We start from the raw sequence: 14,477 nt of genomic DNA on the forward strand, positions 1-14,477 counted from the left end.
AAGGATCCTTCAATGGATAACTCCAATACCCTGCCCCGTGGGTCGGCCGCCGTGCCGGCAAAAGAACGAACCACCTCCAGCCGTATCAAATCGATCTTCAGCGGTTCTGTCGGCAACATGGTCGAGTGGTATGACTGGTATGTCTACGCGGCTTTCTCCCTGTATTTCGCCAAGACCTTTTTCCCCAAAGGCGACACCACCGCACAACTGCTGAACACCGCTGCGATTTTCGCCGTGGGCTTCCTGATGCGTCCGATCGGCGGGTGGCTGATGGGCCTGTACGCCGACAAAGTCGGACGCAAGAAAGCCCTGATGGCCTCGGTGTACCTGATGTGCTTCGGTTCACTGCTGATTGCGCTGAGCCCGGGCTATGAAATCATCGGTATCGGTGCGCCGATCCTGCTGGTGTTCGCCCGCTTGCTTCAAGGCCTGTCGGTCGGTGGCGAGTACGGCACCTCCGCCACTTACCTGAGCGAGATGGCGACCAAGGAACGTCGCGGTTTCTACTCCAGCTTCCAGTACGTGACCCTGATCTCCGGTCAGCTCATAGCACTGGGCGTACTGATCATCCTGCAAAATGTACTGACCACCGAAGAGCTGTACGCCTGGGGCTGGCGCATCCCGTTCGCCATCGGCGCGCTGTGTGCCGTGGTCGCGCTGTACCTGCGCCGTGGCATGGAAGAAACCGAGTCGTTCACCAAGAAAGAAAAGGCCAAGGAAAGCGCGATGCGCACCTTGATGCGCCATCCGAAAGAGCTGATGACCGTGGTTGGCCTGACCATGGGCGGTACCCTGGCGTTCTACACCTACACCACCTACATGCAGAAATACCTGGTGAATACCGTCGGCATGAGCATTTCCGACTCCACCACCATCTCTGCCGCCACGCTGTTCCTGTTCATGTGCCTGCAGCCAATCATCGGTGGCCTGTCGGACAAGATCGGCCGACGTCCGATCCTGATCGCCTTTGGCGTACTGGGCACGATTTTCACCGTGCCGATCCTCACCACCCTGCACACCATCACGACCTGGTGGGGCGCGTTCTTCCTGATCATGGCGGCACTGATCATCGTCAGCGGCTACACCTCGATCAACGCGGTGGTCAAAGCCGAACTGTTCCCGACCGAAATCCGCGCCCTGGGCGTGGGCCTGCCGTATGCCCTGACCGTGTCGATCTTCGGCGGCACCGCTGAATACATCGCGCTGTGGTTCAAGAGCATTGGCATGGAAACCGGTTACTACTGGTATGTCACCGCTTGCATTGCCGTGTCGTTGCTGGTGTACGTCACCATGAAGGACACCCGCAAGCACTCGCGGATTCTCACTGACTGACAGCCACATCAGAGGTCGGTCATACCGGCCTCTTCGCGAGCAGGCTCGCTCCCACAAGGGCTGATTCACTCAGATCCATTGTGGGAGCGAGGCTTGCCCGCGAAGGGGACGCCTCGGTATCAAGTCAACTCGGCTACCGCCCGCTTCCCGTACTTGTTCTGCGCGTACGAAGCCCCTGCAATCATCATCACCAGAATCCCCGCCAGCACCAGCGACGAACCAATGGTGCCAAAGTCCAGACCACCCTTTGCATGAGGCTTGGTCAGGAAATCACCCAATGTCGCGCCGAACGGCCGGGTGAGCACGAACGCCACCCAGAACAACAGCACCGACGAAATCTTCGTGAAATATTTGAGTAGCACGACCAACGCAATGGTCGAGCCAATCAATAGCGCGCCACCGGCAAAGCCAAGCCCCGAGTCATCGGCCAGGTAATCGCCAAGCGCGGTGCCCAGGGTGTTGGAAAACAGAATCGCCATCCAATAGAACATCTCTCCACGGAAGGTCTGGACCTTGGTCACGTTCAGCGAATCGCCGCTGAGGCGCCAGGCGGCAAAAATACCTATCAAAATCGCAATCAGGATCATCGAGCCCGTGGCGTAGCCCAGTTCGAGAGTACGGTCCATGAAGTCGGACATGGTGGTGCCCGCCGTACTGGTCGACAGGATCACGATCCAGTACAGCACCGGTTTATAGGTTTTCGCCATCAGCTGAGTGACCAGGGTCAGCACGAACACGCTTATCAAGATTAACGAACTGATGGCGTAGCCCACGTTGAGGGTCATCGACAGCAAATCACCTGCGGTCTCCCCCAGGGTCGTCGCGCAGATTTTCATCACCCAGAAGGCCAGGGTGATTTGAGGAAGTTTATTCATCGAGGGGCGAACTCCAGTAGTAATGACCGCCCATTCTTTGGGTACGGCGCGGTGCGCAGACTGGAGGTGAGGCGGTGAAAAATGGGTAAGCGCTTTATGAAAAATCTGTCACACGGGCCGAAGAATGAATTAATCACGAGTTAATGCCCGGCCTCCATCCTGAATTTGCCTGATCGGTTAGTTGCGATGCGTTCACTCAGTCTCTGAAAGCAGAACGCTTCACGGCCTTAACATCTAATTAATCGATTATTTTTAGCATTATTTTGCGCTTTTTAATCAGATTAATTGGCGTAGCATGAAACCCATGCCCAAGAGATAAAACGCCAAGAACCTGGAGAAATGAAATGAAAACCAAACTGTTCCTCGCCATCGCCCTGTCCGTGCTGGCCGCCAACACCTTCGCTGCCGACGGTTACGACCGCACTGGCTCCGCTGTTGCAGCAGATGGCTATGACCGTACGGGTTCCGCTACCGTCGCCGCAGATGGCTACGATCGCACCGGCAGCGCCACTGTCGCTGAAGATGGTTACGACCGCACCGGCGGTGCTTCCGTCAGCTAATCCGCAAGATTGGCACCAAAGCCCGGCTTCGGCCGGGCTTAGTCATTTCTGGAGCACAGCAAAAACATGCGCACTGTCACAACACCTGTAGGAGCTGCCGCAGGCTGCGATCTTTTGATTTCCAACGGCAAGATCAAAAGATCGCAGCCTGCGGCAGCTCCTACGAGATGTTTATTGGCTGGAAAAATAGTGCCGGTCCCAGCACCATGACCGCCTATCGAAAGCCCCAGGATTTTCTCCATGCCCGATGACATCCACTACTACGAACCCGCCAATGGCCACGGCCTGCCCCACGACCCGTTCAACGCGATCGTCGGCCCGCGCCCCATCGGCTGGATTTCTTCACAGGATGGCGAAGGCCGCTTGAACCTCGCGCCCTACAGCTTTTTCAACGCCTTCAACTACATCCCGCCGATCATTGGTTTTTCCAGCGTCGGGCGCAAAGACAGCCTGAACAACATCGAGCAGACCGGTGAATTCGCCTGGAACCTGGCCACCCGGCCGTTGGCGGAACAGATGAACCAGAGCAGCGCCATGGTCGGGCCGCAGGTCAACGAGTTCGAGCTGGCAGGCCTGACAACCGTCGCCTCGAAAGTCATTCGGGTGCCACGGGTCGCCGAAAGCCCGGTGTCTTTCGAATGCAAGGTCACCCAGATTATTCAGTTGCAGCGGGCGGACGGAAATGTGGTGCCGAGCTGGCTGATTCTCGGCGAAGTCGTCGCCGTGCATATCGCCAAGTGGCTATTGAAGGATGGGGTGTACGACACCGCCGCGGCAGAACCGATTCTGCGCGGCGGCGGGCCGGCGGATTATTTCCAGCTGGGGCCTGAGGCATTGTTCAAGATGTATCGCCCGGGGGCGGTAAAATGATTACCAGACCAGCCCGCCGTCTTCACTGACCCCCTTGAGGTGGGTCAGCTGCAGGGCAGCAGCTTCATCCGCTTCCTTGGCGGTCTTGAACGTCTGGTCTTCCAGCAATTTGTTGAAACGAGGCGCACCGGAGCCGCCGATGGCTTTGGTGGCGATTGCCGCGTAATACCCGCCCTCGCGGGGGACTACAGCCGATACAGCTTCGAAGGTTTCAAAGGCTTTGCGTGCCATGTCGCGCATCCTGGCTAGTTGAGAATGCTGCCATTAAACCCTCAACCGGCCAGTTTGTGTACCGCTGCCCCGGACTGACCCAACGCCTGCGCCGCCGACACGTCCTTGAAGGTGTGAAAATCCAGGCTGTTGACCACCAGATCCTGCACCAGCTCGGCAAACACCTCCATGGCCGGCGTGCTGAAGTACGCAGTCATGGCCTGCTGGTTGGCCCAGAAACCGGACACCAGCCACAACTCGGGGTCGCATTGCGAGTGCTGCAAGGCAAAGCTCAGGCAGCCTGGCGCGGCGCGGGACGGTTCGATCAGCGCGCTCAGGCGCACACCCAGCTCTTGAGAACGTCCCGGGCGTGCCCGGACAAAGGCCATATGACTGACGGGGATCTGCTTTGACATGTTCAACCCTCCCGGGGAGTCGCGAGGCAGCCAGCGGGACGGGCTGCGACAGGATCCAAGGTTAAAGGCCGATGTGCCTGTGTGGTTAGTCGATTCCTGCCGGCGCGTTGCACAATCCTGCGAAACTGAGCGGGCAAGCCGGTAATGGCCTGTGTAGGAGCAAGCTTGCTCGCGATGGTCGTCAACGATAACGCTGGAAACCTGATACCCCACGGCGCTCTCGGGTTTATCGCGAGCAGGCTCGCTCCCACAGGGGTTCGGCAAACTGCCCAGCGCTGAGTATGTGCACAAACAGAAGCCACCCCGTGCAGAATCAGGCAAGCATCTGGCAGGATGTGTCTACCGCTGTTGCTTGCACAAACATATGCTCTGCCCCATCCCCCATGCCTTGCCGAGGATGCCTTGCATGTCGTCTCTCGATCACTTTTCACACCCGCCGCAAACCCCGCTGGACACCGACATGGAAAAGCAGCGCAAGGAACTGGCGGCGATCATCCGTCGCAACACTGCCGAAGATGGCAGTTATGCCACCGCCATCGGCTCGCTGTTCATGTCGCGCCACAGCCAGTCCCACGAATTTGCCCCGGTGCTGGCGCAACCGGCGCTGTGCATCATGGCCCAGGGGCGCAAGGAAGTTCAGCTGGCGAACGAGTACTTCAATTACGACCCACTGAACTACCTGGTGGTCTCGGTCTCGATGCCGCTGAGCGGGCGGGTGGTCAATGTCTCGAGCGAGGAGCCGATCCTGGCCTTGCGCCTGGACATAGACCCCGCGGAGATCACCGCGCTGATCGCCGACGCCGGTCCCCTCGGCGTACCCACCCGGCCAACCGGACGCGGGTTGTATGTCGAACGTCTCGACAGCGCAATGCTCGACGCCGTGCTGCGCCTGGCGCGATTGCTCGACACGCCGAAAGACATCACCATGCTCGCGCCGCTGATTCGTCGGGAAATTCTCTACCGGTTGTTACGCAGCAAGCAGGGGCATCGGCTGTATGAAATTGCCATTGCCAACAGTCAGAGTCATCGCATCAGCCAGGCAATCAAGTGGCTCAACAGCAACTATGAGCAGCCGCTGCGTATCGATGACCTGGCCAAAGAAGTGAACTTGAGCGTGTCGACGTTGCATCACCGCTTCAAGGCGATGACGGCAATGAGTCCGTTGCAGTATCAAAAGCAGCTACGCCTGCAGGAGGCGCGGCGCTTGATGCTGGCCGAAGGGCTGGAGGCTTCGGCGGCGGGGTATCGGGTCGGCTATGAAAGCCCTTCGCAATTCAGCCGGGAGTACAGCCGGTTGTTCGGCGCGCCGCCATTGCGGGACCTGGCGCGGTTGCGCTTGAGTGTCTAGCTGAGATTTGTGTGGGGTGTGCCGGCCCTTTCGCGAGCAGGCTCGCTCCCACATTTGATCTTTGGTGTTAACAAATGCTGTGTTCACAGAAGATCCACTGTGGGAGCGAGCCTGCTCGCGAAGCGGCCAGTACAGTCAGGCGCCGAGTACGCGGCAAGCCTCTGCCGGCAACGTCACCGACACCGGATGCCCAACGCTCAAGCCAAACCCCTGGCACGGCGTGCTCAGTGCGGTAAACGACACCCCCGAACACTCGACCGTGGTCTCGATGGTCGCGCCGATATCCCGCACGAAGGTCACCTTGCCCAGCAAGCGGTTACCCGCCGTGGCCTGCGGCGCCGACAGTTGCAGGTCTTCCGGGCGAATCAGCATCTTCACTTTTTCACCGACCACAATGCTGCTGCAGATGGGCACTTGCAACGCATCGCCGCCCGGCAGGCTGACCTTGCCGTCGCCCAGCGCCGTGGCTGGGAAGATGTTGCCCGAGCCGATGAAGTCCGCGACAAACTCGTTGGCCGGGTGGCGGTAGATCTCGATCGGCGTACCCACCTGCTGCACCTTGTGCTCACCCAACACGACAACGATATCAGCCATGGTCATGGCCTCGCGCTGGTCGTGGGTGACCATGATGGTGGTGATGTTCAGACGCTGTTGTAACTGACGGATCTCCACCTGCATCGACTCACGCAGCTTGGCGTCCAGCGCCGACAGCGGCTCGTCGAGCAACAGGATTTTCGGGTGGTTGGCAATCGCCCGGGCAATCGCCACGCGTTGCCGTTGGCCGCCGGAGAGTTTCGCTACCGGGCGATCGATCATCGCTTGCAGCTGAATCAACTCCAGCAACTCCACTACCCGCGCCTGCTGATCAGCCTTGCTGACCCCGCGCAGTTTCAGTGGATAGGCGATGTTTTCCCCCACGGTCATGTGCGGGAACAGCGCGAGGGACTGGAACACCATGCCGAAATTACGCAAGTGTGCCGGAGTATGGCCGATGTCCTCGCCGTCCAGGCGAATCTCGCCGCCGCTCAGGGTTTCCAGGCCGGCGATCATGCGCAGCAAGGTGGTTTTGCCGCAACCGGACGGGCCCAGGAAACACACCAGCTTGCCCTCGGGCAAATGCAGGTTCACATCTTTTACCGCGCAGGCCGAGCCGTAATGTTTCTCGACGTTTTCCAGAATCAGACCAGACATAAGAATCACCTCAAGAAATCAGAACGAAACGCCACCTTCACCGACCAGCTTCTCCAGCGCCCAGATCAGGACGAAGTCGATCAGCACGATCAGCACGGCAAACGAAAATACGGTTGGATCGAGCGACGACACGGTGCGGCTGTACATCCAGATCGGCACGGTCATCACATCGATGGTGTAGAGGAAATAGGTCACGGTGAACTCGTTGAACGAGACGATGAATGCCAGCAGCATGCCCGCCAGGATCCCCGACTTCATCAACGGCACCACCACGTCGACGATCGCCCGCAGCGGTGAAGCGCCAAGCATTTGCGCGGCCTCCTCGACTTCGCTGCCGATCGAGAGCATGGCCGCCGTGCAGTTCTTCACCACGAACGGCAGAGCCAGGATCACGTGGGCAATCACCAGCCGCGAGGTGGTCATCTGGAACGGCAGGCTGTCGAACACCAGCAGCAACGCCAGGCCCAACACCACCATCGGGAACACCAGGGGCAGCGACATCAATTGCAGCGCCACGGCCTTGCCACGGAACTCGCAACGGGTCAGGGCATAGGCCGCCGGCACCGCGATGATGGTCGCGAAGACCATGGTCAGGCACGACACCATCAGGCTGGTGGTCATGGCCTTGCCCAGACTCAGCACATCGCTCGCGTCCGGCGACACGAAGGTGTGCCAGGCTGCCTTGTACCATTGCAGGCTGTAGCTGCTGGGCGGGAAGTCGAGGTTCGACGCGCCGCTGAACGACATCACGATCATGGTCAGGATCGGCAATACCGCCAGCAGCAGGATAAAGCCCGAAAGGATGCCGGCAAACTTGCCGGTCTCGCCGGGCAACAGCCCATATCGCTTCTTGGTCAGGGTGCTCATTGGGAAGCCTCCAGCATGCGCCGACGACGGCCAGTGATAAATTCGGACAAGGTCATGATCGCCAGGGTGGTGACGATCAGCACCACGCCGGCAGCGGACGCGGCGGGCCAGTTCATCAGCGGGGCGATCTGGTCATGCACCATCACCGCCAGCATCGGCACGCGTCGACCACCGAGCAGCAGCGGCACCACGAAGCTGCTGGCGTTGTAGGCGAACACCAGCGTCGCGCCGGTGATGATCCCCGGCAGGCTCATCGGCAAGACCACTTGGCGGAACACCTGGAAACGACTGGCGCCAAGGGTGGCAGCCGCTTCTTCGTAGCTGCGGGCAACGCCGCGCATCGCGCTGGCAATCGGCAGCACGGCCAGCGGGAAGGCGGTTTGCACCAGGCCCATCAGTACCCCGTTCTGGTTGTACAACAGCATGATCGGGCGTTTGATCAGGCCCAGGCCCATCAGCGCCTGGTTGAGCATGCCACCGGGACCGAGAATCACCAGCCAGCCGTAGCTTTGCAGCAGCAGGTTGACGAGCAACGGCAACAGCACCGCGGCGAGGAAGATCCGGCGCACAAAGGGCGAGGTCAGCCGGGACATGGTGTAGGCCACCGGGATGGCCAGCGCCACTGCGATCACCGCGCTGATCAGCGCCAGGCGCAGGGTCAGCATCAGCGATTTGAGGTAGTAGGGTTCGAGCAATTGGGCGTAGCTGGCCAGGCTGAACCCGGACCATTCCGCGCCTTTGGTGCCCACGCTCATGCGCAGCACCAGCAGGCTGGCGGCAATCAGTACGCCAAGAAACAGCATCGACGGCGTGAGGAAAAACCAGGCACGGGCCGTCGGCGAAACACCCCGGTTCGGGCGCGGCTCAGCGACACTGACCGAATGGGTCAAAGGTTGGTGTTCCATAGCAAAAGTCTCGTCAATGGAAAGCAGCTGAAACACAGATCTTCCAGACACATCATTCCCTTGTGGGAGCGAGCCTGCTCGCGAAAGCGATTTGTCAGTCGACATCAAGGGTGAATGTCAGACCGCATTCGCAAGCAGGCTCGCTCCCACAGGGGATCTTCAGTGGTCGAAGATCAGGAAGAAAAGATTTCCGTGTAACGACGAATCCATTGGTCATGCACGGTGGCCAGGAAGGCGTTGTCATGCATGATCGCCTTCTCGGCAATTTGCTCCGGCGTGAGAATGTACGGGCTCTTGCGCGCTTCGGCGGAGATGATCGCCTTGGCGTTGACCGGGCCGTTGTAGATGTCTTCAGCCATCTTGCCCTGCACCAGCGGGTCCAGGGAGTGGTTGATGAAGGCGTAGGTCAGGTCGGTATCGCCCGGACGATTCTTCGGCATCACCGAGAGCATCAGGTCGGTGTAGAAACCTTCCTTCATGCCGAAGGTGGCGCCCAGACCGTAGTTCGGATCGCGGATCTGTTTCGGGAAAAACGCCGGGGCGTACAGGCCGCCCATGTCCAGGGAGCCGGTGCGGAACAGCTCGGCAATCTGGTTCGGGTTCTCGCCCAGGGTCACCACACGGTCCTTGAGCTCGGCGAGTTTCTTGAAGCCCGGCTCGATGTTGTGCTCGTCACCACCGGCCAGTTTGGCGGCGATGATGATCAGGTCCATGGCCTCGGTCCAGTTCGGCGGCGGCAGGAAGATGTTCGGCGACAGGTCGGCGTCCCACAGGGCGGCGTAGCTGTCCGGCGCCTGCTTGATGGTGCGCGTGCTGTAGACCAGGCTGTTGCACCAGAGCAGGTAGCCGATACCGTGGCCATTGGCGCCGGTGCGGTATTTCTCCGGTACGTCGACCAGGTTGGGGATACGGTTGAGGTCCGGCTTTTCCAGCAGGTTGGCGGCGGCCAGGCCTTCGGCACCGACGCCGGCCAGGGTGATGATGTCGTACTGCGGACGATCACCGCCGGCCTTGAGTTTGGCGACCATTTCCGAGGTACTGCCGGTGCGGTCGGCGATGACCTTGCAGCCGTACTTGTCTTCGAAGGTCGCGGCGATGTTGCGCAGTGCGGCCAGGCCGGTGTCGTCGGACCAGGTCAGCAAACGCAGGGTCTTGCCTTGAAAGCGGGTGTCGCTGGCGTTGGCCTTGACGAACGGCAGGCTCATGGCCGCCGCGGCAACCGAGGCTACGCCCACGGTCTTGATGAATTGACGTCTGTTCAGATCATGCTCGCCCATTACGGACTCCCTTTGTTTTTGTAGGTATAAGGCAGGTCGAAACTGTTGCATCCGCGCGGCCGGTTCAGCGTTTACCCCTCGTATGTTCGGGGGCTTTACTGAGCCAGCGGGTTCATCCTGAGGTCGTGTAAAACACCTGACTATCGATAAAAATTCATTGAAGCCATGACGCCGGCGCATGCCTCACTGTAGGAGCGAGCATGCTCGCGATGGACGTCAACGATAACGCGGGGCATCAGACAGCCCGTGTCGTCCATACGTCCATCGCGAGCATGCTCGCTCCTACAGGAGAGGCATCAGACGGCGCGAATCACGTGCTTGATTTCCTGGAAAGCCTGCAAGCCCCACGGCCCCAATTCGCGGCCGATACTGCTTTGCTTGTAGCCGCCCCAGGCGGTCTGCGGGAATATCACTTGCGGCGCATTGATCCACACGAGCCCCGCCTGCAAAGCATTGGCGACGCGATCCGCCGTTTCTGCGTTACGCGTAACCACGCTGGCGACCAGACCAAACTGGCTGTCGTTGGCCAGGGCAATCGCTTCAGCCTCAGAGGCGAAACGACGCACGCAAATCACCGGGCCGAAAATCTCTTCGCACCACAGCGCACTGTCCAGGGGCACGTCAGTGAAAACGGTCGGCTGCAAAAAATATCCGCGCGGCAGGTCTGCAGGACGATTGCCGCCGCAAACCAGTTTGGCGCCAGCGCTCAAACCGCGATCGATATGGCCGAGCACGCGCTGGTACTGCGCCTGATTGACCAACGTGCCCATCTCCACGTTCGCGTCGAACGGGTCGGCCACACGAATGGCTTCGGCGCGGACCTTCACACGACTGAGGAATTCATCGGCCAGCTCATCGGCAACCAGCACGCGGCTGGTCGCGGAGCACATCTGACCGGCGTTGAAGAAACCGCCACCGCAGGCCACTTCCACCGCCAGGTCGAGATCGGCATCGGCCAGCACCAGCAAGGAAGATTTGCCGCCCAGTTCCAGGCTCACGCCCTTGACGGTTTCCGCTGCCCGCTGCATGACCTGCACACCGACCGCATTGCTGCCGGTGAACGACACCTTGGCGATGCGCGGGTCTGCCGACAACGGTGCGCCAACGGCCAGGCCAGTGCCGCACACCAGGTTGAACACACCGGCAGGCAGGCCGGCCTGGGCAATAATCCTCGCCAGTTCCAGCTCCGGCAGCGGCGTCACTTCCGAGGGCTTGAGCACCACGCAGCAACCGGCGGCCAGGGCCGGGGCGAGTTTCCACGCAGTGGTGACCATCGGGAAGTTCCACGGCACGATCAGGCCGACCACACCGCACGGTTCACGGCGCAGGCGCGCACTGAAATCGTCGGTCGGCAGCTCTACCGGGCTGTCCTGTTTCGCGTCCAGACCTTCAGCCAGGCCGGCGTAATATTCGAACGTGGCGATCACGTCATCAACGTCGATGGCAGCTTCGAACAATGGCTTGCCGTTGTTGCTCGACTGCAAGTGCATCAACTGGTCGCGACCGGCCTGCACACCCGCGGCGATTTTGCGCAGGATCGCGCCACGTTCGGCGCCGGTGGTCTTCGACCAGTCGGCAAAGGCTTTGGTCGCTGCGCTGACCGCCTGATCGACGGCGCGCTCATCGCCGCCATTCACCGTGGTCAACAACGCTTCGGTCGCCGGGTTGATCACGCGCAAGTGTTCCTTGCCCGCCGACCATTTACCGTCGATGAAAAGGCCATCCAAAGTCGTCGGAAAAGTCGTGGAAACACTCATTTCGACACCGCCTTCGTCCACGCGGCCTGATCGATTTCAATCAGGGTCGGGCCCTGGCGATCGGTGGCAACACGCAATGCCGTACGCAATTGTTCAACAGCATTGACTGCCTCGGCGGCACAACCCAATGCCTTGGCTACACCGATGAAGTCCGGGGTGTAGATGTCCACGCCCACCGGCTCGATGGCACGGTTGACCATGTACTTCTTGATCTCTTCGTAACCCTGGTTATTCCACAGCAGCACGATCACCGGGGTGCGCGCTTCAACGGCGCTGGCCAGTTCCGGCAGGGTAAACTGCAGGCCGCCGTCGCCGATCAGGCACACCACTGGAGGACGTGCGCCGCCTTCGACGGTGCCGCCCAACCAGGCGCCAATCGCCGCCGGCAAGGCGTAACCGAGGGTGCCGTAACCGGTGGAGGAGTTGAACCAGCGACGCGGGCGTTCCGGGTTGAAGGTCAGGTTGCCGGTGTACACCGGTTGGGTCGAATCACCGACGAATACCGCGTTCGGCAGTTCGTGCAGAACGGTTTCCAGGAAGCGGCTCTGGGCCAGGGTCGGCGCGTCCCAGGTGGCGGCCAGCTCTTCGCGCAAACGGGCGGCGCGCACCTGGCCCCAATCGTTGCGGCGCTCGGCCAGTGGCTTGTGCGACAGCGCGCTGAGCAAGGCCTGGGCGGCGTTGCGCGAGTCGGCGACCAAGGCCACGTGTGGCGGGTAGTTGCGTACGGTCTGGTCCGGATCGATGTCGACGCGCAGCAGCTTGCCAGGAATCTCGAAACCACCGGCGAAGGTCACGTCGTAGTCGGTCTCGGCCAGCTCGGTACCGATGGCCAGCACCACGTCGGCCTCGGCGACCAGTGCGCGCGTGGCAACCAGGCTCTGGGTCGAGCCGATCAGCAACGGGTGAGCGGAGCGCAGCATGCCCTTGGCATTGATGGTCAGCGCCACGGGCGCGTCCAGCAATTCGGCCAGCTCGGTCAATTCGGCGGCGGCATCGATGGCGCCACCACCGGCGAGGATCAACGGACGCCTGGCACCGGCCAGCAGCTCGGTCATGCGGCTCACGGCGGACGGTGCGGCACCGGCGCGGTCGATGTTTACCGGGATGCTGGCGAGCAGGTCATCGGCTTCTTCAACCAGTACGTCCAATGGAATTTCGATGTGCACCGGGCGCGGGCGACCGGCCTGGAACAGCGCGAAGGCACGGGCCAGCACGTCCGGCAATTCGGACGCCGACATCAGGGTATGGGAGAACGCCGCCACGCCGCCGACCAGTGCGCTCTGGTTCGGCAGTTCGTGGAGCTTGCCGCGACCGCCGCCCAGTTGGTTGCGGGTCTGTACGCTGGAGATCACCAGCATCGGGATCGAGTCGGCATAAGCCTGGCCCATTGCCGTGGTGATGTTGGTCATGCCCGGACCGGTGATGATGAAGCACACACCCGGCTTGCCGCTGGTGCGGGCATAGCCGTCAGCCATGAAGCCGGCGCCCTGCTCGTGACGCGGGGTGACGTGGTTGATGCTCGAACGGGCCAGCCCGCGATACAGCTCCACGGTATGAACCCCGGGAATGCCGAACACCTGCTCGACTCCGTAACCTTCGAGTAACTTGACCAATACTTCGCCACACGTCGCCATGTCATTGCCCTTCTTGTTCGTTTGAGACGCCGGGCCTGCGCAATGTTTATGATGGGTTCGCAGGTCCAGGGATGGCCTCATTGGAACGGGCGACACATAGCCGCAACAATGGATAAAAAGTCATACTAGCCATGTCCTCACGTCATACCTTGGATCCCGATGAAACGACTGCCTCCCCTGCCGGCGCTGCACACATTCCTGATTACCGCGCAGTGCTGCAATTTCACCCGTGCTGCTGAACAGCTATTTATCACCCAGGGCGCGGTGAGTCGGCAGATCGCCGGGCTGGAAGATTTCCTGGGTTACGAATTATTTATACGTCAGGCTCGAGGCCTGGACCTGACCGCCGAAGGACGGGAATGGCTGCCACGGGTCCAGCAGATTTTCGGCTTGATCGACGAAGCGGTCGAACAGATCGGCGAGAAGCGCGAAACCCTGCAGCTAAAGGCTCCGACCTGCGTCATGCGCTGGTTGCTGCCACGCCTGTTGCAATGGCAAAGGGAACGCCCGGACGTGCCGGTGGAGCTCACCACCACGGTCAAGCACGGCGTGGATTTTCATCGCGAGCAGTTCGATGCCGCGGTGATGTATGGCGCGCCGCCGGACAGCTCACTGCTGTCGCAAAAACTCTTCGATGAGCAACTGACGCCGGTGTGTTCCCAGCCATTGCTCGAAGGTTCGGTGCCGCTCCAATCGCCGAAGGACCTGGAGCAACACATGTTGCTCCACCCGACCCGGGATGAACGGGACTGGAAGGCCTGGCTGGCCACGGCGGATATTCGCTTGAGCAACGTGAGCAAGGGCCAGCATTTCGAAACGCTGGACCTGGCCATGTCGATGGCGTCCCAGGGCACGGGGGTGGCGATCGGTGACTGGTCGTTGATTGGCGATGACCTGAGTGCCGGGAGGCTGGTCATGCCCTTTGAATTGAAGGTGAAAACCGGGCTGGCGTATTACCTGGTTTTCCCGGAGAAACCCGCACCTTCTCCGAAGTTGCGCGAGTTGATGGGTTGGCTGGTGGAACAGGCGCAATCGCGGTAATCGAAACCTGCAGGAGCGAACATGCTCGCTCCTGCAGGTGTGTACTCGTATGATCGTTCCCACGCTCTGGACTGACCCCGAAATGTTGGACGATCGTAAATCTATACCTGAACAGATCGAGCCCTGTATTCAACAGGGCTCAGTCCGTTTAGCTTCAGTTTGATGCGTTGGTGATTGTAATAGTGGATGTAGTC

At 60.6% G+C, this 14,477-nt stretch carries 15 protein-coding genes; 5 read left to right on the plus strand and 10 right to left on the minus strand.

Features of this window, described 5'->3' with window-relative positions:
- Positions 1 to 12 precede the first annotated feature (12 nt).
- Positions 13 to 1,332 (plus strand): MFS transporter, encoded by a 1,320-nt coding sequence (locus tag CGA21_RS25395; RefSeq protein ID WP_188265303.1) that lies wholly within the window; start codon positions 13 to 15, stop codon positions 1,330 to 1,332.
- A 119-nt stretch (positions 1,333 to 1,451) separates the two neighbouring features.
- Here CGA21_RS25395 and CGA21_RS25400 read toward each other — a convergent pair whose 3' ends face one another.
- Complete coding sequence (locus CGA21_RS25400; protein WP_110752836.1) at positions 1,452 to 2,207, minus strand: hypothetical protein; 756 nt, start codon at positions 2,205 to 2,207, stop codon at positions 1,452 to 1,454.
- 344 nt (positions 2,208 to 2,551) lie between these two features.
- Here CGA21_RS25400 and CGA21_RS25405 point away from each other — a divergent pair, with 344 nt between their 5' ends.
- Together CGA21_RS25405 and CGA21_RS25410 are read left to right on the plus strand one after the other, a co-directional pair.
- Positions 2,552 to 2,767 carry a hypothetical protein gene (locus CGA21_RS25405; RefSeq protein ID WP_110752834.1) on the plus strand — a complete coding sequence of 72 codons (216 nt, stop codon included), beginning with the start codon at positions 2,552 to 2,554 and terminating at the stop codon, positions 2,765 to 2,767.
- Between the two features lie 240 nt (positions 2,768 to 3,007).
- Positions 3,008 to 3,637, plus strand: a complete 630-nt coding sequence (locus tag CGA21_RS25410) for a flavin reductase family protein (RefSeq protein WP_110752832.1) — start codon at positions 3,008 to 3,010, stop codon at positions 3,635 to 3,637.
- Here the strand turns inward: CGA21_RS25410 and CGA21_RS25415 are convergent, their stop codons facing one another.
- Together CGA21_RS25415 and CGA21_RS25420 are read right to left on the minus strand one after the other, a co-directional pair.
- The gene (locus CGA21_RS25415; RefSeq protein WP_188265304.1) at positions 3,638 to 3,868 is read right to left on the minus strand and encodes a hypothetical protein; all 231 of its coding nucleotides are present in this window, start codon (positions 3,866 to 3,868) and stop codon (positions 3,638 to 3,640) included.
- Positions 3,869 to 3,909: 41 nt separating this feature from the next.
- Positions 3,910 to 4,263 (minus strand): putative quinol monooxygenase, encoded by a 354-nt coding sequence (locus tag CGA21_RS25420; RefSeq protein WP_188265305.1) that lies wholly within the window; start codon positions 4,261 to 4,263, stop codon positions 3,910 to 3,912.
- Positions 4,264 to 4,669: 406 nt separating this feature from the next.
- Between CGA21_RS25420 and CGA21_RS25425 the strand changes: the two genes are divergently transcribed.
- Positions 4,670 to 5,611, plus strand: a complete 942-nt coding sequence (locus CGA21_RS25425; RefSeq protein ID WP_188265306.1) for an AraC family transcriptional regulator — start codon at positions 4,670 to 4,672, stop codon at positions 5,609 to 5,611.
- 135 nt (positions 5,612 to 5,746) lie between these two features.
- Here the strand turns inward: CGA21_RS25425 and CGA21_RS25430 are convergent, their stop codons facing one another.
- The 6 genes from CGA21_RS25430 to CGA21_RS25455 all read right to left on the minus strand — a co-directional run bounded on the left by CGA21_RS25430 (position 5,747) and on the right by CGA21_RS25455 (position 13,242).
- Positions 5,747 to 6,802, minus strand: coding sequence for an ABC transporter ATP-binding protein (locus tag CGA21_RS25430; RefSeq protein WP_188265307.1), 1,056 nt, complete (start codon positions 6,800 to 6,802; stop codon positions 5,747 to 5,749).
- 18 nt (positions 6,803 to 6,820) lie between these two features.
- Positions 6,821 to 7,669 (minus strand): ABC transporter permease, encoded by an 849-nt coding sequence (locus CGA21_RS25435; protein ID WP_007986104.1) that lies wholly within the window; start codon positions 7,667 to 7,669, stop codon positions 6,821 to 6,823.
- Entirely contained in the window at positions 7,666 to 8,574 is a 909-nt protein-coding gene (locus CGA21_RS25440) for an ABC transporter permease (RefSeq protein WP_188265308.1), read from the minus strand. Before CGA21_RS25440 ends, CGA21_RS25435 begins: the two co-directional genes overlap by 4 nt.
- 173 nt (positions 8,575 to 8,747) lie before the next feature.
- Entirely contained in the window at positions 8,748 to 9,851 is a 1,104-nt protein-coding gene (locus tag CGA21_RS25445; RefSeq protein ID WP_020799480.1) for an extracellular solute-binding protein, read from the minus strand.
- 296 nt (positions 9,852 to 10,147) lie between these two features.
- The gene (locus tag CGA21_RS25450) at positions 10,148 to 11,608 is read right to left on the minus strand and encodes an aldehyde dehydrogenase family protein (RefSeq protein WP_188265309.1); all 1,461 of its coding nucleotides are present in this window, start codon (positions 11,606 to 11,608) and stop codon (positions 10,148 to 10,150) included.
- On the minus strand, positions 11,605 to 13,242 hold the full coding sequence (locus CGA21_RS25455) for a 5-guanidino-2-oxopentanoate decarboxylase (protein WP_110752818.1): 1,638 nt from the start codon (positions 13,240 to 13,242) through the stop codon (positions 11,605 to 11,607). Before CGA21_RS25455 ends, CGA21_RS25450 begins: the two co-directional genes overlap by 4 nt.
- 159 nt (positions 13,243 to 13,401) lie before the next feature.
- On the opposite strand from CGA21_RS25455, the gene CGA21_RS25460 reads away from it, so the two are divergent.
- On the plus strand, positions 13,402 to 14,283 hold the full coding sequence (locus CGA21_RS25460) for a LysR substrate-binding domain-containing protein (protein ID WP_020799477.1): 882 nt from the start codon (positions 13,402 to 13,404) through the stop codon (positions 14,281 to 14,283).
- A 101-nt stretch (positions 14,284 to 14,384) separates the two neighbouring features.
- Here CGA21_RS25460 and CGA21_RS25465 read toward each other — a convergent pair.
- The coding region (locus CGA21_RS25465) for an IS3 family transposase (RefSeq protein ID WP_188263828.1) at positions 14,385 to 14,477 on the minus strand (93 nt) is incomplete at its 5' end.

The organism is Pseudomonas sp. PSB11, from assembly GCF_014596605.1.
GTDB classification, from domain to species: Bacteria; Pseudomonadota; Gammaproteobacteria; order Pseudomonadales; family Pseudomonadaceae; genus Aquipseudomonas; species Aquipseudomonas umsongensis.